The following is an 18393-nucleotide window of genomic DNA, read 5'->3' on the forward strand; positions in this document are numbered from 1 at the left end:
AGGTTTTTGGGCATGCAACTACTCTTTATTTGTACACATAATCGCTGTCGCAGTATTTTATGTGAGGCGATTACCAATCACTTTGCCCAAGGCCAAGTGTTGGCTTATAGCGCGGGTAGCCAACCCACTGGACATGTTCATCCATTAACCCTCAAATATTTACAGGCTCGGGGTATCAGTACTGAAGGGCTTCAGAGTCAATCCTGGGAAGTCTATGAGGCGAAAAAGCCTGAGGTAGTGATTACTGTGTGTGATAGTGCGGCTAATGAAGTATGCCCAATCTGGTTTGATAAAACAGTTAAAGTTCATTGGGGCTTACCTGATCCATCCAAGCTAAAAGGCGATGAGCACGCCCAAAGAGAGGCTTTTTTTACAGTAATGGATACCATTGAGCAGCGAGTGCAGAAAATGTTGGCACTAGATTTGGAATCACTTTCACCGTCAGCGTTACGAGAAGCATTACACACTATAGCAGAAGAGGATTAAGTGATGAGCTTTTTCGAGCGTTTTCTCACGCTTTGGGTGGGACTTTGTATTTTGGCTGGCGTGTTATTAGGTAATTTAGTGCCAGGCGTGTTTCAATGGTTTGCTGCACTGGAAGTGGCACATGTTAATATACCTGTCGCGGTGTTTATTTGGGTAATGATTTATCCCATGATGATTCAGGTGGATTTTTCTTCTATCAAATATATTGGTAAAAAGCCAAAGGGATTATTGCTAACGTTAGTGATTAATTGGCTCATCAAACCCTTTACAATGGCTGCATTAGGATGGCTTTTTTTCCGTTTACTCTTTGTTAATTGGGTGAGTCCCGAAACGGCAACGGAATATATTGCAGGTATGATTTTGTTGGGCGTGGCACCTTGTACTGCAATGGTTTTTGTTTGGAGTCAACTTACCAAAGGTGATGCTAATTATACGCTAGTACAGGTATCCGTTAATGATCTTATTATGATCTTTGCATTTGCCCCTATTGCGGCGTTTTTACTGGGGGTGAGTGATGTGACTGTTCCCTGGGCGACACTCTTCTTGTCTGTGATTCTCTATGTAGTGTTGCCGCTTATTGCTGGCATACTGACGCGTAAAGTACTGGATGCAAAGGGAGATCATCACCGTTTGAACCAATTTGTTCATGGGCTTAAACCGGTATCAATTGCAGGTCTCCTGGCAACGGTAGTCTTACTTTTTGGCTTTCAGGCTGAAACTATCACCGCTAAACCTCTTGCCATTGTGTTAATTTCGATACCCTTGTTATTACAAACCTATGGTATTTTTGCGATTGCTTATGGGGCCGCAAAACTAATAAAGCTTCCTCATAATATTGCTGCACCAGCCTGTATGATCGGTACCTCTAATTTTTTTGAGTTAGCGGTCGCTGTAGCGATTTCTCTATTTGGTTTGCAGTCAGGTGCAGCTTTGGCAACGGTAGTTGGTGTTTTAGTTGAGGTGCCTGTTATGCTCTCTTTAGTGGCATTTGCTAACAGAACACGCCATTGGTTTAGCTATAGTGAAGCAGTTTCGTAAGATTATTCTGATAATAATTCATCTACCGTTGCTGTATTGATTTAAGTTATTTTTTGGTGTTTTCATTACATGATAATACTGATTTACTGACATTTTTTATCACAACAAAATCGCGTTTGATGGCAATGACATTGCCTTTCAGTATGCTTTAATTCATGGTTTTTAGAAGGTTTTCCTTGCTGCGCTGATGTCAGAAAGCATGGCGAGTGATGTAGCTCAGTCAATACCGCATGAATTTTTTTTGTTGCTTTACCCATACGGTGGATTAGAAATCCGTTCTTTAATAGACGATCCAACATGTGTTGTCCAATATTATGAACGCAAATGGTTGTGACACCTGTTGTCTGGAGTTGTTTAATTAAATTGTGTTTGTTTTGGCAGCTTGCCTGACTTGAATGATTAAGCAAATATTGGATTGCTTTTGTCGTCGGATCATAAATTAAAAACTGTGGCGCTTTAGAAAAATGGCCTGAAATATTTTTTTGATTATTAAGTGGTACTGCAATCATTGTCATTATCCTGATTGATTGGTTGTATGATCAGTGCCTTCCCATGTGTCAAACAATCTACGACTTTAAATCGTGCTGTTTTGACGATGTTCGCCAATGTCTGGCGAGAGACACCCATTTGATTAGCGGCTTCCTGTTGCTGCATACCAACAAAATCTACCAACCTAAGCGCTTCAAATTCATCAGCTAATAAGACAACTTGTTGGAGTTGTGTCATTGGTACCTTGTTTGGCTTAAAGCAGCTGTGTGCAGCCTGTCCACACACTTTACGTTTTATCTTGAATCGAGGCACGTGTTTCTCCAGAAAGCAACTAAACATAGCATATGCCATATTATAATATGGCATATGCTATGTTTAGGCAACCTGGTTTTGTGGTTTTTTGCTAGCGAAGCCAGGTTTTTAATATTTAGCATTCTGACAACAAGAGTAGGGATAACAGCACAGTAATAATCATCGAACACTTGACAGTACATCGTAAGAAGACTAATTTAGTTAGCATGTTAACTAAATTGATCTTCTTACGATGTGCCCATGATAGTGGTTACAACTGCATCGTTGTGACGGATGCCTGTGGTGCATTTGAGCAGGTACAAGCGGATTACTTTGAAAAACATATTCTTCATCATTTTGGTGAAGGGTGTACGACCTCTGAATTATTAAACACATTGTAATATAGCTTTCCCGTTAGATATTTTGGGTTTTCTTTACACCTAATAATGAGTCAAGGTAGGTCTAATTAAATGTTTTTTTTGAAAGAATTACCTACGCAAGAAATGTTGAAACAGTATGCTCAACAGTTTCCGGAGATGGATGTAGAGAGGACTGAAGCAGCACTAAATATGTTACGTCAGGCTAGCTTACTCATCAGGAAGCTGGAAGCTTATTTCGCGGAGCAAGGCCTTTCACAAACTCGATTTTTGATATTAATTGTGCTTGATCGTGAACCCAGCTTGGGTCATTTCTCAATGAAGGATCTTGTCTCACGCCTGGATGTGTCCAAGGTTGTTATTACCAATACGCTAAAATCACTTGAGAAAGAGGGACTGGTCGACGTCAAAGATTGTATCGATGATCGACGTGCAAAAAAAATCGCAATTACTAAAAAAGGCCGTTCAACATTAAAAAGAATATTGCCTGGTTACTATATGCTTATTAATAAAGAAATGGGAAGTGCTGATAGTAATAAGTGATTTTTTATTAATTATGAATATTTGGAGAAATGCATGAAATCAGCAATAGATGATAACCAAAGCCGCTTTGAACGAGGCCTTGAAAACTTAAAGAAAATTGATGGTGAGGCGGGTGAAAAAGTAATTAATGGACTTAAACAAATCGCTCCAGATTTGGCTCGTTATACGATAGAGTATCCATTTGGTGATATTTATAATCGCCCAGGTCTTGATCTTCGATCAAGAGAAATTGCGACAATTGCGGCATTAACTGCCATGGGAAATGCTGAACCTCAGTTGAAGGTTCATATTCAGGCGGGTTTAAATGTGGGTTTAACTAAAGAAGAAATTGTAGAAATTATTATTCAAATGAGTGTTTATGCAGGTTTTCCTGCTGCCCTTAATGGCATCAATGTAGCAAAAGAGGTTTTTGGACAGAAGTAATGTGGACTATAAATAGGGCGCTATCACTAAGTACTCTCCTGTTTAGCAAGGCTTTCAGCCCTGCTAAACAGTATTAAAGATTAATTTTGAGGTACTTCACCGGCTGCATAGGGGAAAACGGGTTGTGAATAAACGCCACCATCACTATTCTGATTGCTTAAGCCTAAGCCGGGCCAGTTAGTAATGTCTGTGATAGTAGCAACATAGCCATTGTCATAAAGAGCATGTATAAACACTGACTTTTCGAGCCACCAGTCATTACTATCAGTGGTAAAAACAACTTCTTGGATAGTGTAAACATCATCTTTAAGGCTTGTTAAGTCTAAGGCTACAGATTGAATACCTCCATTAGTGAAGGGGCCAATTGCATTTGTAAAAGTGTGGGTAGCGGGCGTTTGGTCAACACCAGGTTGGTTTGCATACTGAATATATACATTTGGCCTTGCACCTGATTGTGCATCTTGCACTGTAGAGGTGATAGTTGTTATGTAAAGTTTTGTTATTTTATGTTGAGCCATTTTTATTCCCTTAAAAAATGTGAACAGTAGAAAGTTTCTGGTTACCCTATTTTATAATGACAACTTCAATCGAAACCTTAGATCACAGCTAAAAAATATTCCAGAATTAGCTCGATTTTTTTGCTGAAGTTTCGGTCATTGACTTTAGTAAATAGTGTTAAGATAGATGCTCTGGTTTTATTTTGACTTAGAATAGGGCGGATACTTATTTGTGGGTATCTCTAGCTTTAACAGATGTTGGTAATACTGCCATATTTTTTTGACTACATATTATCTGACTAAAAAAAGTCCATCCTTGGTATAATTTATTTCCAATTACTTATATTTGTATTTTATTATGTTGAAATATGACAAATCAGTTTAACTCGTCGTATATCGTTTACTTATGGTTTAGTTTTAACATTTCAGCGGTACCAAATGCTTGGTAAATATTTTGAGTGATAGTAGCCAGCTGCTGATTATAGGCTTCAATGGGTTCACCCATTCCCATTTTGTCCACCACTGTGCGGAATGGACGTGAGCCTGGAGTTTTTGCGATTACATTTGTTATCGCATCTGCAACTAATTGCGGGTTTTGAGCCGGATTCGTTGCTAATGCTTGTTCAAAGCCTTCAAGCGCGACCTGTGGTGCATTTGCCATGTCACCATAATTGTCTAGACGTGTAGTATCTGAAGGTTTGACTAATCGATCAATAAAGTCTGTTGGGAAACCACCAGGCTCAACAAGGGCAACATCAATACCAAAGTTGGACAGCTCTGTACGGTAATTTTCTGATAACGCCTCAACCGCCCATTTTGACGCATTGTATGGGCCATAAAATGGTATGGTCATGCGGCCTAAAATACTTGAAACATTTAGAATCAAACCTGAGTGGCGCTGGTGAAAGTGAGGTAATACAGCACGTATCATTCTATTTAAGCCAAACACATTGATCTCAAAGATGGCTTTAATGTCATCCGTTGTGAAAGCTTCTTGCACACCGTTAACGCCAACCCCTGCATTGTTCACCAGCACATCAATATGACCTGCTTGCTTAATAGCTGCAGAGACTCCAGTGCTGACACTTTCTTCATTAGTGACATCTATATCAACAATCATTCCTCCTAACTGTTTGATCTCATTAGCCGTTTGTGCATTTCTGTGGTTAGGATCACGCATAGAGGCAACGACATGATGTCCTTGTTGTAAGAGTAACTTCGTAGTTAACAAACCAAACCCACTATTAGCGCCTGTGATTAAGATATTTTGCTTTGTGCTCATGGTTACCTCTCCTACTTGTTGCTGCTGTTTAATTTATATTCAGTAGTTTAATATGGTTAGATATTAGAACAATCTAGGATGTTTGAACTTATGATTCTTAAATTGAGAACAATGAGCTTTATGGAGTTAATGATTTTTGTTGAGGTTGTTCGGTGTGGTGGTATTACCGCTGCAAGTCATAAATTGGGAATTGCTAAGTCTGCAGTGAGTAGTCAGTTAAGTCGGTTGGAAGACAGGCTTGGGGTAAAGCTTTTAGAAAGGAGTTCACGCAGAATAGCGATGACTATTGAAGGTAAGCAACTTTTACCAAGAGTTCAATCATTGATTGCTGAGGGTGAGCTGTTATTTCATCAAGCTGAATTACAAAGCAGTGAACCCAGCGGGCAGGTGAGGGTGGCGCTTACACCTGATTTTGGGCAGCTTGTGGTCGCTAAATTTTTTCCTTATGTTACCCAGAAATATCCAAAAATCAGCCTGGGCTGTAAATTCAATTATCAGTTTGAAGACATGCAGGATACGACCTTTGATTTAGGGGTGAGAATTGGCACAGTTAATGACGAAAACTTGGTAGCTCAGAATTTGGGCGAGTTTAGACGAATACTGGTTGCGAGTGAACAATACGTTCAACAATACCCTATTAATGATGTTGAAGATTTGAAGACAGTAAATTGCTTGATTTTTTCAAGTAATAATAATAACCGCATATGGTCACTGCTTTCTTGCGATGATGAAGGAATTGAAGTTTCATTAGACGTTAGTGGTGATATTGCTGTACAGAGCTTTAATACCTTGGTGGATTTATGTTTAGCGAATCAAGGGGTGGCCTATGTTCCTGATTTTTTAGTGAAAGATTACATAAGTAAAAGACAATTGAGGCATATATTACCTCAATGGCAAAGTAACATAACGCGTGTTTTTGTAGTGTATCGATTTGGAGCAGATAAAATTCATCGGGTTAAGGCGGTAATCGATGCTGCCAAGCAATATTTACCTGGGCTCCTTTGTTAAAGTATGTTGGAGTATTGGGAAATGGACTTTCGCTGAAAAAAAATAGTATTGCTGATGAATTTTTTGATTTAACTGGTTATGCTAACAATGACATCTACATCGATTATATGAATAGGTGATGAATAATTGATGATGAGCCAATTAAAGACTATTAGACAACAAGTGGTGCTTACAGTACTACTGCTGGTTTCTTTCATGATAACAAGCGGATGTGCTCAGCAACCCACCAACAAAAAACAAGACTTTGCACAGATACAAGAGACGTATAATCAACGTTCTTTAGACTCACTGGGTAAAAGATATAGAGAGTTACAGCAGATTCCAGGGCACTTTCAAGGGGGGGAGTGGGATCCTCTGGTGGACGAGTGGATGGGGGAAAAACATCGAGTTATGCTGGCGCTACATTATAAGTTGAAGCAGAAATACTCGACGGTGCCTGAAATAAGAAAGTTGTTGGGTGAGCCAAACTGGGAAGTGACCAAAGGCCATTTGTTTTTTAGTGAGCTAAATAACCACTGTCAGGATGATCAAGTAACTGTGTATGATGTATTTTTTTGGCGAGGTCAGACTGACTTTTTGTTTTTTGGTTCTGATGGCTTAAATGTTTTATGCCTGGATTGGTGGCATGCGGGTGAGTAATTGTTAGCCTGTTACCATAAATTCACGATCAAGTGACTTGTGTTTTTCAGTTTACACAAGCACTTGGTTATGGATGTTGTTTGATGTTAAATAAAATAAAACAATACCCAAAACGAAGGATAAGTCTTTTGTTATTGAGGTAAATAAAATTTATGGAGTGAAGATGAGTAACAAGGAAATGGTTAAAGGACATTCCTTTCTTTCGCATTTTTCGTTAAGAAATTCTGTAGCTATTGTGGTGTTATCTGCGACAGCAGTCTGGGCTGGTGGAGAAGCCTTTGCTCATACAAGTTCTCCTCACTATCCCTTAGCTCCTCTTAAACAAAAAACACAAGTTTATAAGGCATTCTTTCCTTCTGAGCAGGTTGCGCGGCAAGTTGTCAAAAGCATGGACACACTGTCTTCTCATTATGAAGAAGGTTACTTAGTAGTGCCTGGTGATAGCCAGCAGCTAAATCAGTTAATTAGCTTAGGATTTAAGTTGGAAGCAGTATCGGTGCAAAACAGTGGTTTAAATCTAGCACCAACAACATTGAGCCGTGATAATTCTGATCACATTCCGGGTTACAGCTGCTACCCGACAGTAGAAGCAACATTTAAAGAAGCAAAAGCCCTTGCAGAGGAATATCCACGATTGGCTGAGTGGATTGATATCGGTGATTCCTGGCGTAAAACGCAGCAGCGGGGTGGCTATGACTTAATGGTGTTAAAGCTGACTCGTAATAATGATATAGAAGATAAGCCTAAATTATTTATTAATAGTGCAATTCACGCACGGGAATATGCTACAGCACCTTTGGCACTGACGTTTGCCAAAAACTTACTAACAGGCTATGGCAATGATGCGGATGCTACCTGGATACTCGATCATCATGAAGTGCATTTATTACTTCAAACCAATCCAGATGGACGAAAACAAGCTGAAAAAGGCGTCTTATGGCGTAAAAATGTGAATGATTTTAATAGTTGTTATAACCCGCTTAAACAAGGTATTGATTTAAACCGTAACTTTACCTTTGGTTGGGGATCTACAACAGATGGTTCCAGTGGTGATGTGTGCTCACAAGTGTACCGGGGTTCAGCACCGGGTTCAGAGCCAGAGATTCAAGCACTGCAAAATTATGTACGGAGCTTGTACCCTGATCGTCGAGGACCAGAGCGTAATGATCCAGCCCCATTAGATACAAGTGGGATACATCTTGATATTCATAGCCATGGACGTCTGGTGCTTTGGCCTTGGGGAACAAATGGTGATCCTGCGCCTAATCATACCCAACTGCAAACGCTAGGGCGTAAGTTTGCCTATTTTAATGGTTATTCTCCAGAAAGGTCGTTAGGGCTTTATGAAACGGATGGTACCAGTGACGGTATCAGTTATGGTGAACTTGGGGTTGCGGCGTTTACCTTTGAGTTAGGTACTGAATTTTTTGAGTCATGCCATTACTTTGAACAAAAAATCTTACCCGATAATTTGCAAGCACTGCGTTATGCAGCAAAAGTTGTACGTGCACCTTATCAACTGCCTGCAGGTCCAGAAGTGTATAGCGTAAGCATTAACAACCAGGCATCTGAACACCCCGTGCCTGCTGGTACATGGTTGACATTATCTGCTATTGCTGACGATAGTCGTTTTAGTCATCGCAATGGTGTTGAAGCTGTACAGACGGTTACTGCAGCAGAATACTATCTTGATGTACCACCGTGGCAGGAAGGGGCAGAGCGGCAGCCTATGCAGTCGGTTTCTGGTGACTTTGATTTGGAGCAGCAAGCCATCAAAGGCATTATCGATACCCGCGACCTGTCATCAGGTAAACATATTGCTTTTGTCCGGGCAATGGACAGTGATGGACGATGGGGACCTGTTTCTGCTGTATTTTTCTCTATCCAGTAAAAATACTTTGCATTAACTCAGACATAAAAAGGGCACGTTCAACCGTGCCCTTTTTTTGTATACGATATACTATTGATCAATTTATGGAATTAAAAAAGGTGAAGCGGATCTGTGCTGTAACTTACTAAAATATTTTTTACTTGTTGGTAACTCTTCAGTGTCATTTTATGGGTTTCCCTGCCAACCCCTGATTTTTTATAACCACCAAAAGCGGCATGTGCAGGGTACATGTGATAGCAGTTTACCCAGACTCTTCCAGCTTGTATTTTTCGAGCCATTTGTTGTGCTCGATTAATATCACGTGTCCAAACACCAGCGCCTAAACCATAGGGGACATCATTGGCAATACGCGTGGCTTCTTCTTCTGTTTTAAATGTAGTGACACCAATGGTAGGGCCAAAAATTTCTTCTTGAAAAACGCGCATTGAATTTTCGCCCTGAAAGATAGTTGGCTGAACATAGTAGCCTGTTTTCAAAGTGTCAGGTACTTGTGCACGTTGGCCACCAAATAGAATATGAGCACCTTCTTTACGACCTATTTCAAGATAACCCATAATTTTATTAAATTGATCTAATGATACTTGAGCACCAACCATGGTTTCAGTATCCAAGGGATTGCCTTGTTTTATGGTTTTTGCACGGTTTAGTACATGTTCCATAAATGAGTCGTAAATAGATTCATGGACTAAAGCGCGAGAAGGGCAAGTACAGACTTCGCCTTGATTAAAAAATGCCAATAAAAGTCCTTCAACGCATTTATCCAAATAGGAAGACTCTTGTTGCATAATATCAGGAAAATAAATATTGGGAGATTTACCACCTAACTCAACAGTGCACGGAATAATATTCTTAGCCGCAGACTGATATACTTCGCATCCCACTTCCGTTGAACCCGTAAAGGCCAATTTTGCAATACGGGGGCTGGATGCAAGGGCTTTACCGGCTTCGTGACCAAAACCATTAACGACATTGACAACACCGGGGGGAATAATATCTTCCAGGATTTCCATTAAGAGTAAAATTGAAACAGGGGTTTGTTCGGCTGGTTTAAGGACTACACAGTTGCCTGCCGCTAATGCAGGTGCTAGTTTCCACGCTGCCATTAATAATGGAAAATTCCAAGGAATAATTTGTCCAACCACCCCTAATGGCTCGTGAAAGTGATAAGATGTTGTCGTTGCATCTATTTCAGCTAATGAACTATCTTCGGCACGAATACAGCCTGCAAAATAGCGAAAATGATCAATCACGAGTGGTATATCTGCATTAATTGTTTCGCGAATAGGTTTGCCATTGTCCCAGGTTTCAGCAATAGCCAGTTTTTCAGCAAACTGTTCTATGCGATCCGCAATTTGTAGTAAAATTTGTGCACGAAAGGCAACAGGTTTTGAACCCCATTCAGGTGCTGCTTGATGAGCGGCATCAAGTGCAGCATCGATATCGTGTTTGGTTGAACGGGGGATTTCACAATAGGTTTCACCTGTTACAGGTGTCTTATTTTCAAAAAAATTGCCTTTCTTGGGGGCTACCCACTCACCATTAATGAAATTAGCATATCGAGATTTAAAAAAAAGTTTGGCGCCATCTTGGCCTGGAGGCGTGTATATCATTATTGTTCCCTGGTTTTCATTGGTTTTGTTATTGTAAGTTGTTTTACTTTGTTAACAGGCCCTACTAAATAGGTTTATTTCAGTGTTTTTATTGAGTCAACTAAGTTTCGTTATTTATAGGGTATACCCTTATTTTATTATTTCAAAAGCATGTCACTCTTGTTGCGTGTAAGTGTATTATTTTATGATCTTTTTTTACTTTCCATCACGGAACCTTTATGACCTAATTAAAGCTCAATATTTTTGAGGTTATAAGATTTTAGTAGGAAAAATACCCTTTTCATACCACTATTGTCTAATACCTTACGGTGGAGTGCAGTCTAAAGCATATCGAGTCAGGTTTTCAAACTGCCAGCGGGTAAAAGGCATGGGTGCTTTTATATATAAAAGTGGTAAGAAATGTATGGTTAATTTAAAAAGGCTTTAAAAACAGCATATTAATCTAAGTTTGTAACGTATAGTTTACGATCAACTTTAGGGAGGAAACAGATCAACTAATTTCACCTATGCTCGTGGTTGTGTATAAGTTAATCAATAGCATTGCTTTTTAACGCGCCAGTATAGCCAGATCGATGAGGCATTATAATGACAAAAACGAGCAACTATATAGCAAAATCGCCAGGACCAGATGGTTTTATTGTTTATAGTGATGATGAAAATGCAATTTGGTCTCAGTTAATTAACCGCCAGTTGAGTTGCATTCAAGGAAAAGCCTGTGATGAATATTTAGCGGGCTTGATGAAGTTGCAACTGCCAACGGATCGTATTCCTCAATTAGCAGAAATTAATGATGTGTTAGTACAGGAAACGGGATGGCGTGTTGCCCGTGTCCCAGCATTGATTTCATTCGATAGGTTTTTTAAGTTACTTGCAAATAAGCAGTTTCCGGTAGCAACCTTTATTAGGACGTGGGATGAGTTAGATTACTTACAAGAACCTGATATATTTCATGAAATTTTTGGGCACTGTCCTTTGTTAACAAACCCGGCTTTTGCACAATTTACTCATATTTACGGTCAACTAGGATATAAAGCCAGTAAGCAAGATAGGGTTTATCTAGCGCGCTTATATTGGTTTACGGTTGAATTTGGTTTATTACACTTGCAAAATGAGTGGCGTATTTATGGTGGAGGGATCTTATCGTCTCCAGGAGAAACACAGTATGCTATAGATAATGAGGCACCAGAACGTAAGCCATTTGATATCTTAGAAGTGCTAAGAACACCTTACCGCATTGATATTATGCAGCCAATTTACTTTTATTTAGAATGTGTAGAACAGCTTTACGATATTTGTCATTTAGATATCATGTCTTATGTTACTAAAGCAAAATCTATGGGACTGCTGCCTGCTAAGTATCCGCCAAAAGTTCCTCAGCAAGCCTGTTAAGGCTTTGCTAGATCGCAGGGTAGTGGAATTGTAGATATAAACACAAGAAGTCATTAATTGTACATAACTTGTGGTAGGCGTAAGGGATACCGCCAAGACGCATAATTATTAGTGATCAAGTATTAATCAAATAACAAGGATAATTACTTTATGAGTGATTTGTCATCTTTAAAGTGTGAAGCTTGCCAAGTAGGGGCGCCAAAGGTAACAGAGGAAGAGTTACCAAAGTTGTTAGCTGAAATTCCAGATTGGAATATAGAAGTACGTGATGGCATTATGCAGTTAGAGCGAGTTTTCACATTTAAAAACTTCAAAGCAGCGTTAGCATTTACTAACCGTGTAGGTGAGATTGCTGAAGAGGTATTCCATCATCCAAGTATATTGACGGAGTGGGGGCAAGTAACCGTTACCTGGTGGACTCATAAGATTAAAGGTTTACATAAAAATGATTTTATTATGGCTGCAAAGACAGATGAGATACTGTCTTAGTATGTAATACCTTCAATGTGTTGCTTCTATTAAACGTTTAAGCTTTTTCTGTGAATAGCCCACGTTGGTGGATTATTCACAGCTGAAATCCTTCCCTTCATAAGGCTCTCGTTTCTTCTCTGCTTGTCTATTTTTCGATCCCTCTCACGCTTTATGCTACGTGTATAGTATTTTACTTATATAACCGTTAACCATTTCTTTGTCCTCAGCTTTATAAATGGTCTTTGCAGAGCGCGTGTAATATGATTGCACTGACAATACAAAATCAATAATAACATAAAAGTGGTAAGGGAAATGCGTCTGGAAATATTGTGCCAAGATCGTTTGGGTATTGCGCAAGAAGTGTTAAATATTTTGGCGCTACATCAAATAAGTTTACGTGGCATTGAAGTTGATTTAGTAGGTATTATCTATTTAAACCTGCCTGATCTGGCGTTTGCTGAGTTGCAACAATTATTACCTGAAATACGGCATATTAAGGGTGTAACAGATGTGCGGACTATATCATTTATGCCAAGTGAACGGGAACATTACGAACTATCAACATTGCTACAAACGTTACCTGACCCGGTCTTTTCTGTTGATACCAAAGGAGGGGTTATTATTGTTAATGAATCGGGATTACGGGTATTAGGAGGTACTTTAGAGGACGTTCGTCAAATACCAATCAATCAATGGTTACAAGGGTTTAATTTAAATCGATGGGTTCAACAAGCTGAACACTGGCCGATGAGTATTCCCGTTAAAGTGCAGGGAGAGGCGTATTTAGCAGATATTTTGCCTGTACATGTACCTAATCAACAGCAAGATCAAACCCTGGTGGGTGCTGTTATCTGTTTGAAGTCAGCAGATCGTTTAGGTAAGCAAATTCATGCTTTGCAACAGGTTGAGTCCTCACTGTTTTCTGAGATATTAGCCGTTGATACAGAAACGAAGCGTGTTATAAAACAAGCTAAGAAATTTGCAGGAATGGATGCCCCACTGCAGATTTTGGGTGAAACGGGCACTGGTAAGGAGTTGCTTGCACGTGCATGTCATAGTTTTAGTGTGAGAGCTGAAAAACCCTTTTTAGTATTAAACTGTGCATCATTACCCGATAATGTGGCTGAAACTGAACTATTTGGTTACGGAGAGCGAATTGTAAGTCAAGAACAACCTATTATTAAACATGGAATTTTGGAGCAAGCTGATGGCGGAACTATTTTTCTTGATGAAATAGGTGAAATGTCTTCTCATTTGCAGGTAAAGTTTTTACGATTTCTACAGGATGGAACATTTAGACGTGTAGGGGATGATAAAGAAGTTAAAGTTAATGTGCGGGTCATTTGTAGTACACAAAAAAATCTACCTTTATTGTGTCAGGAAGGTAAATTTAGAGAAGATCTATTTTATCGGTTAAATGTACTCATTCTGCATTTACCACCATTAAGAGAACGAAAAAAAGATATTATTCCTCTTGCCGAGATGTTTATCCGGCGTTATGCCAGTCAGCAAAGTAAAGTTCCACCTAAACTTTCAAAGGCATCTGTTAATTTAATGCAACAATACCCTTGGCCAGGTAATATAAGACAGCTAGAACATGCTATTTTACGTGCCATTACCGTTTTGGAAAAAGGTGAAATTCGCCCAGAGCATATGCAACTCCCTTCGTATGCTGACCGAGTTGGTTACTTAAGTACTTCATTTGAAGGAACACTGGAAGAGTCTGTTAAAAAATTTGAAAAGCAATTACTAACGCATTTGTATCCTGCATACCCAAGCTCACGTCAGCTGGCAAAAAAGCTAGGTGTATCACACACGGCTATTGCCAGAAAATTACGTGACTATGGAATTACAAAACATAGTCGGTAATCGTTAATCATGAATAGCGATGAAGATAATATTGTTTTAATTGATAAAATAATGACAATGGTAAGCAACGATTAAAGTAATTCGCGAAATATATATACTAAAGTATCATATATCCTTGATTAGGTTCATGCTAATATTTTCTGCAAAAGTAGAGTGCACTATAGACAGGCATTTTACTTTTCACTAAACAATAGGTCTTGCTGACTTATTGTTTAGAGTTGTGGTTATACCTATAGCAAAGAGTATTTAATACAAATAACAGGGATAGTTATGAAAAATACATGTACAGTAGATGATATGGCTGATGCAATTGTTACATACTCTAAGAAGGCTTTAGCTGATAGTCAATTTTTTAGAGACTTAGCCGATGGAGTGATAGCCATTGCTGATTTACGTTATATTTTTATGCAGTATGAATACTGGCGTAATATATTTCATGAGTGGTTTGGTTTATGTATTCTTAAGAGTGGTGATGCTTCACACCCTTATGTCTGTCATACTGTTCAAGCGCTGGCCCATCATGTATTGGTTGAAATGAAAGAAAACCATACATTGATGTATCAACGGTTTATTGAACAATTAGGTGATTCAACCCATCCTCGTGACCCTGAAAGCCATGCCACACGAAAATATAAATCACATTTCTTAAATATTTTTGGTACGAGTGATACTAATTTTGTTGAATCGGTGGCAGCTTTATCCGCCAGAGAATTATTTGCATCAATTAGAAATACTTATGTTAAGAAAGCACTAAAGACGTTTTATGGTATTGAAAAATCGCCATGGTGGGATATTCATGAGCACCTTGAGTTGGAACATTTCCACGATACGTTTACCCCACTGGAGCAAGAACTTGAAGGTAAAAAGCGTTATGTGACACTTATGCGTTTTATGACGAATGAAATTGATGCGCATGTTCAATATTGGGACGAGTTATATAAAGAATCTCAAATAATTAATCTTAATAATCGACATCAACAAAAAATGGCAAGTTAATGCGTAATGAAATAACGCTAGGCGCTATTTTTTCCCTGTTTTCAAGTCTGATGTGGGGAGCAACAGGTATATGGATTAACTACCTTAATAACTTGACTTTGGACATTATCCTGTTTTATCGCTTCCTACTGTCGTTGCTTGTTACGGGCATTATTTTATTTTTAACATCACATACACTGACCTTAACAAAACGAACCATTGGATGTGGTGCTGCACTTTGTTGTTATTATACTTTGGCGACGACTGCCTTTTTGTTAGCCGATATGGTTGATGTCGCATTGATTGTAAGTACTACTCCTGTCTTTATAATGGGATTCGAACGTTTTAAGGGGATTAAGCCTTCACTTAAGAAATTATTGGGAGCCATAGCCGCATTTATAGGCTCAACGTTGGTGATTGTTGGTTCTGCCGCGACAGAGCAGTCGGTTTTTAGTGGCAATAGTCATGTAATGGTGGGTTTGTTATGTGCACTAGGAGCAGCCATTACAATGGCTTTTTTTTCATTAATGAGTGCATCAAAAATGGTTGATGCGTCAAGTGTTAACTTTTGGGCCTATTTACTGGGTTTTAGTTTGTTATTTACTTTGAGTTTGCCTTTTCCTGTACTGCAAGCACCCAATCCTCAGCAAGCAGGTTTGTTATTTGCTTTAGTCTTATTTTCAACCATCTCTGCTGGCATGGCTTATAAATATGCATGTCAGCTTGCGGGACCATCTACAGCAGCTGTTGTACGTTTAAGTACACCATTATTGGCGGCACTATTATCATTTGCATTATTAGGTAAAGGGTTAACTTATATTCACTTAATTGCTGTACCATTTATATTGGTTGGGGTTTTTTGGGTGGTTCGTTCATAACCGCTAAGTATACTGTTGCAGAGATAACCGTCATGTCTTCCTAATACACTGTAATCTTAACTGTCGTGTAGTTATTTTTCACGAAATATACCCTTCACTGAAAGGTAGGACAGTCATATCTAATGCTTGTCGCATTTGAATTTTTTTTGTGAAATAGATGCTGGGGGGACGGCGTGCAGTAGAGTCCAGGGCTAGTCTTATACGGAGAAAGGAGCAAATTAACTCATACACAGTATGGGTACAATCTACATTCAGCTCAAAATATTTCGTATACATTTGCCCTGAATATGTATGGTTCACAGTTTGTTATAAATATACCCATTTGATGACACATTGTTATGTGTTTATAAGTAATTTTTTCGAAACTTTATTAAGCTGAATGGATTGAGCTAAATATGTTGTGAATAGGTTTTATTGTAAGACGCTGTTCACAAGGAATTGAATATTAAACCCAAATTCTGAGCTATATTGCTATGAAATTAATTAACTACTCGATTTTACTCAGTGGGATTTGTTTTTTTCCAGGGATGAGCTTTTCTACAACACATTTTGACGGACTGTACCAAATTATCAATAAGCATTCAGGTAAAGTACTTGAAGTAGCTGATAATGGTGAGTTTCAAGGTGCCAATGTATGCCAGGGGAAATTTACGTCTGGTATGAATCAATATTGGAAAATTCTACCAGTAGGTGAGCAACAATATAAATTGGTCAATGCTTTGACTCGACAAGTATTGGATATTACTAATGCCGGGGCTGACAATGGAAATAATGTACAGCAGTGGACGGATAATAATACACCCGCACAAAATTTTATTTTAAAAGAACTTGATGATGGTACATATAAAATTGAGAATAAATTAACAGGGAAAGTGATAGATGTAGACCAATGGAGTCGCAGTGATGGAGGAAATGTGATTCAGTGGGATTGGCATGGGGGAAATAATCAACGCTGGGAAATCATTCCAAAAGGTGCTGTGAATGTGCCAATGGAAGGTGTATATAAAATAACTTCGAAGCATAGTGGTAAAGTATTGGATGTAGCAGAACAGTCAATAAAAGGTGCTGCCAATATCCAGCAGTGGACATATGGTGGAGGTAAAAATCAGCAGTGGCAATTTCTCCATCAAGGTAGTGGTTATTATAAAATAAAATCTGTACACAGTGGTTTAATGCTTGATGTAGCCAATGCTGAGAAAGGTGATGGGGTGAATATCCAGCAGTGGCATGAAAATGGAAATGCAGCACAGCTTTTTTCTCTTATTCAACAGGGTGGCGCGGATAACGTTTTGATTCGTAATAAAGCCAGCGGTAAGGTGTTAGATGTTACCGACTGGGGGATGCATAATGGCGCAAATATACAACAATGGACTGCATCGTCTCATGCCAATCAATTATGGAAATTCGAGAAAGTTAATAATGGGGATCAGCCTACCCCGCCTAATAATTGTCGTCAGTTGGTTTGGCAGGATGAGTTTAATTATCAGGGTAAGCCTGATGTGAATAAATGGGGATATGATACAGGAGGTAGTGGCTGGGGAAATAATGAATTACAACATTATACTCCTCGTAAAGAAAATGCCTATGTCAATGGCAGTCACCTTGTTATTCAATTACAAAAAGAACCCTACCAAGGTAATAACTATACATCCGCCCGATTAGTGACACGAGGAAAAGGTGATTGGACCTATGGACGTGTTGAAGTAAAAGCTAAACTACCAGCTGGTCGTGGTACTTGGCCTGCCATTTGGATGTTACCTACGGACTGGAAAAATGGTGGTTGGCCGAATAGTGGCGAGATAGATATTATGGAATATGTAGGTTACCAACCTAATGTGGTACATGGAGCAGTGCATACTGAGTTAAGAAATCATATGCGCGGAAATAATTTTACTGTTGATGCGCATCATGATCAGGTTGAAGAAAAAGAACAAATTTATGCAATTGAATGGTCACAACAAAAAATTGATTTTTTTATTAATGATAAAAAATACGGTACCTATGAAAATAATGGTAAAGGCGTTGGATACTGGCCTTTCGATGAGCGTTTTCATTTGATTTTAAATATTGCGTTTGGTGGTAATTGGGGGGGCGCCAATGGTATTGATGATAGTATTTTTAGCCAGCCTGTGACCATGGATGTGGACTATGTGAGGGTATACCAACAGAAAGCGAACTGCAAATAGCTTGGATACTTCTAGGCAGTAAATACCTATATTAAGGGTAATTAAATAAGA

At 39.0% G+C, this 18393-nt stretch carries 19 protein-coding genes; 14 read left to right on the forward strand and 5 right to left on the reverse strand.

Annotated elements, in window-relative coordinates; all coding sequences use genetic code 11:
• The first annotated feature begins 12 nt into the window (after positions 1-12).
• Both ACQ96U_RS22400 and arsB read left to right on the forward strand, forming a co-directional pair.
• Positions 13-486, forward strand: a complete 474-nt coding sequence (locus ACQ96U_RS22400) for an arsenate reductase ArsC (protein WP_431723501.1) — start codon at positions 13-15, stop codon at positions 484-486.
• 3 nt (positions 487-489) lie between these two features.
• Positions 490-1524, forward strand: coding sequence for an ACR3 family arsenite efflux transporter (gene arsB, locus ACQ96U_RS22405; RefSeq protein ID WP_431723502.1), 1035 nt, complete (start codon positions 490-492; stop codon positions 1522-1524).
• Positions 1525-1607: 83 nt separating this feature from the next.
• Here arsB and ACQ96U_RS22410 read toward each other — a convergent pair whose 3' ends face one another.
• Both ACQ96U_RS22410 and ACQ96U_RS22415 read right to left on the reverse strand, forming a co-directional pair.
• Complete coding sequence (locus ACQ96U_RS22410; RefSeq protein WP_431723503.1) at positions 1608-2033, reverse strand: NifB/NifX family molybdenum-iron cluster-binding protein; 426 nt, start codon at positions 2031-2033, stop codon at positions 1608-1610.
• Positions 2014-2325 (reverse strand): DUF134 domain-containing protein, encoded by a 312-nt coding sequence (locus ACQ96U_RS22415; protein ID WP_431723504.1) that lies wholly within the window; start codon positions 2323-2325, stop codon positions 2014-2016. Before ACQ96U_RS22415 ends, ACQ96U_RS22410 begins: the two co-directional genes overlap by 20 nt.
• 206 nt (positions 2326-2531) lie before the next feature.
• Here ACQ96U_RS22415 and ACQ96U_RS22420 point away from each other — a divergent pair, with 206 nt between their 5' ends.
• From ACQ96U_RS22420 to ACQ96U_RS22430, 3 genes are all read left to right on the forward strand, one after another.
• Positions 2532-2705 (forward strand): hypothetical protein, encoded by a 174-nt coding sequence (locus ACQ96U_RS22420; protein WP_431723505.1) that lies wholly within the window; start codon positions 2532-2534, stop codon positions 2703-2705.
• A 69-nt stretch (positions 2706-2774) separates the two neighbouring features.
• On the forward strand, positions 2775-3224 hold the full coding sequence (locus tag ACQ96U_RS22425; RefSeq protein WP_431723506.1) for a MarR family winged helix-turn-helix transcriptional regulator: 450 nt from the start codon (positions 2775-2777) through the stop codon (positions 3222-3224).
• A gap of 33 nt (positions 3225-3257) precedes the next feature.
• Positions 3258-3647 (forward strand): carboxymuconolactone decarboxylase family protein, encoded by a 390-nt coding sequence (locus tag ACQ96U_RS22430; RefSeq protein WP_431723507.1) that lies wholly within the window; start codon positions 3258-3260, stop codon positions 3645-3647.
• 80 nt (positions 3648-3727) lie between these two features.
• On the opposite strand, the gene ACQ96U_RS22435 is transcribed toward ACQ96U_RS22430, so the two are convergent.
• Together ACQ96U_RS22435 and ACQ96U_RS22440 are read right to left on the reverse strand one after the other, a co-directional pair.
• Positions 3728-4165 (reverse strand): hypothetical protein, encoded by a 438-nt coding sequence (locus ACQ96U_RS22435; RefSeq protein ID WP_431723508.1) that lies wholly within the window; start codon positions 4163-4165, stop codon positions 3728-3730.
• Between the two features lie 379 nt (positions 4166-4544).
• Positions 4545-5426 carry an SDR family oxidoreductase gene (locus ACQ96U_RS22440; RefSeq protein ID WP_431723509.1) on the reverse strand — a complete coding sequence of 294 codons (882 nt, stop codon included), beginning with the start codon at positions 5424-5426 and terminating at the stop codon, positions 4545-4547.
• A 90-nt stretch (positions 5427-5516) separates the two neighbouring features.
• Between ACQ96U_RS22440 and ACQ96U_RS22445 the strand changes: the two genes are divergently transcribed.
• From ACQ96U_RS22445 to ACQ96U_RS22455, 3 genes are all read left to right on the forward strand, one after another.
• Positions 5517-6434 (forward strand): LysR family transcriptional regulator, encoded by a 918-nt coding sequence (locus ACQ96U_RS22445; RefSeq protein ID WP_431723510.1) that lies wholly within the window; start codon positions 5517-5519, stop codon positions 6432-6434.
• A gap of 129 nt (positions 6435-6563) precedes the next feature.
• A complete protein-coding gene (locus ACQ96U_RS22450; RefSeq protein WP_431723511.1) occupies positions 6564-7073 on the forward strand; it encodes a hypothetical protein in 510 nt (169 codons plus the stop codon).
• 163 nt (positions 7074-7236) lie between these two features.
• Entirely contained in the window at positions 7237-8964 is a 1728-nt protein-coding gene (locus tag ACQ96U_RS22455; RefSeq protein WP_431723512.1) for a M14 family metallopeptidase, read from the forward strand.
• 89 nt (positions 8965-9053) lie between these two features.
• Here ACQ96U_RS22455 and ACQ96U_RS22460 read toward each other — a convergent pair whose 3' ends face one another.
• Entirely contained in the window at positions 9054-10574 is a 1521-nt protein-coding gene (locus ACQ96U_RS22460; RefSeq protein ID WP_431723513.1) for an aldehyde dehydrogenase family protein, read from the reverse strand.
• 585 nt (positions 10575-11159) lie between these two features.
• Here ACQ96U_RS22460 and phhA point away from each other — a divergent pair.
• From phhA to ACQ96U_RS22490, 6 genes are all read left to right on the forward strand, one after another.
• Entirely contained in the window at positions 11160-11963 is an 804-nt protein-coding gene (gene phhA / locus ACQ96U_RS22465; RefSeq protein WP_431723514.1) for a phenylalanine 4-monooxygenase, read from the forward strand.
• A 150-nt stretch (positions 11964-12113) separates the two neighbouring features.
• Positions 12114-12452: a 4a-hydroxytetrahydrobiopterin dehydratase gene (locus ACQ96U_RS22470; protein WP_431723515.1), complete on the forward strand. Its 339-nt coding sequence runs from the start codon at positions 12114-12116 to the stop codon at positions 12450-12452.
• 294 nt (positions 12453-12746) lie between these two features.
• Positions 12747-14303 (forward strand): transcriptional regulator TyrR, encoded by a 1557-nt coding sequence (tyrR, locus tag ACQ96U_RS22475; protein WP_431723516.1) that lies wholly within the window; start codon positions 12747-12749, stop codon positions 14301-14303.
• Positions 14304-14573: 270 nt separating this feature from the next.
• Positions 14574-15299 (forward strand): hypothetical protein, encoded by a 726-nt coding sequence (locus ACQ96U_RS22480; protein ID WP_431723517.1) that lies wholly within the window; start codon positions 14574-14576, stop codon positions 15297-15299.
• On the forward strand, positions 15299-16156 hold the full coding sequence (locus ACQ96U_RS22485; protein WP_431723518.1) for a DMT family transporter: 858 nt from the start codon (positions 15299-15301) through the stop codon (positions 16154-16156). Before ACQ96U_RS22480 ends, ACQ96U_RS22485 begins: the two co-directional genes overlap by 1 nt.
• 473 nt (positions 16157-16629) lie before the next feature.
• A complete protein-coding gene (locus ACQ96U_RS22490; protein ID WP_431723519.1) occupies positions 16630-18342 on the forward strand; it encodes an RICIN domain-containing protein in 1713 nt (570 codons plus the stop codon).
• Positions 18343-18393: the final 51 nt, after the last annotated feature.

The sequence above is a fragment of the Zooshikella sp. RANM57 genome (assembly GCF_050749885.1).
Classification (GTDB): domain Bacteria; phylum Pseudomonadota; class Gammaproteobacteria; order Pseudomonadales; family Zooshikellaceae; genus Zooshikella.

Excerpts from the sequence above, each read along its gene's own strand:
- tyrR (WP_431723516.1), top strand. The coding sequence starts at position 12,747 with ATGCGTCTGGAAATATTGTGCCAAGATCGTTTGGGTATTGCGCAAGAA.
- ACQ96U_RS22440 (WP_431723509.1), bottom strand. The coding sequence starts at position 5,426 with ATGAGCACAAAGCAAAATATCTTAATCACAGGCGCTAATAGTGGGTTT.
- ACQ96U_RS22490 (WP_431723519.1), top strand. The coding sequence starts at position 16,630 with ATGAAATTAATTAACTACTCGATTTTACTCAGTGGGATTTGTTTTTTT.
- ACQ96U_RS22455 (WP_431723512.1), top strand. The coding sequence starts at position 7,237 with ATGAGTAACAAGGAAATGGTTAAAGGACATTCCTTTCTTTCGCATTTT.
- ACQ96U_RS22400 (WP_431723501.1), top strand. The coding sequence starts at position 13 with ATGCAACTACTCTTTATTTGTACACATAATCGCTGTCGCAGTATTTTA.
- phhA (WP_431723514.1), top strand. The coding sequence starts at position 11,160 with ATGACAAAAACGAGCAACTATATAGCAAAATCGCCAGGACCAGATGGT.
- ACQ96U_RS22485 (WP_431723518.1), top strand. The coding sequence starts at position 15,299 with ATGCGTAATGAAATAACGCTAGGCGCTATTTTTTCCCTGTTTTCAAGT.
- ACQ96U_RS22460 (WP_431723513.1), bottom strand. The coding sequence starts at position 10,574 with ATGATATACACGCCTCCAGGCCAAGATGGCGCCAAACTTTTTTTTAAA.
- ACQ96U_RS22410 (WP_431723503.1), bottom strand. The coding sequence starts at position 2,033 with ATGATTGCAGTACCACTTAATAATCAAAAAAATATTTCAGGCCATTTT.
- ACQ96U_RS22470 (WP_431723515.1), top strand. The coding sequence starts at position 12,114 with ATGAGTGATTTGTCATCTTTAAAGTGTGAAGCTTGCCAAGTAGGGGCG.
- ACQ96U_RS22480 (WP_431723517.1), top strand. The coding sequence starts at position 14,574 with ATGAAAAATACATGTACAGTAGATGATATGGCTGATGCAATTGTTACA.
- ACQ96U_RS22435 (WP_431723508.1), bottom strand. The coding sequence starts at position 4,165 with ATGGCTCAACATAAAATAACAAAACTTTACATAACAACTATCACCTCT.
- ACQ96U_RS22450 (WP_431723511.1), top strand. The coding sequence starts at position 6,564 with ATGATGAGCCAATTAAAGACTATTAGACAACAAGTGGTGCTTACAGTA.
- ACQ96U_RS22420 (WP_431723505.1), top strand. The coding sequence starts at position 2,532 with ATGTTAACTAAATTGATCTTCTTACGATGTGCCCATGATAGTGGTTAC.
- ACQ96U_RS22425 (WP_431723506.1), top strand. The coding sequence starts at position 2,775 with ATGTTTTTTTTGAAAGAATTACCTACGCAAGAAATGTTGAAACAGTAT.
- ACQ96U_RS22445 (WP_431723510.1), top strand. The coding sequence starts at position 5,517 with ATGATTCTTAAATTGAGAACAATGAGCTTTATGGAGTTAATGATTTTT.
- ACQ96U_RS22430 (WP_431723507.1), top strand. The coding sequence starts at position 3,258 with ATGAAATCAGCAATAGATGATAACCAAAGCCGCTTTGAACGAGGCCTT.
- arsB (WP_431723502.1), top strand. The coding sequence starts at position 490 with ATGAGCTTTTTCGAGCGTTTTCTCACGCTTTGGGTGGGACTTTGTATT.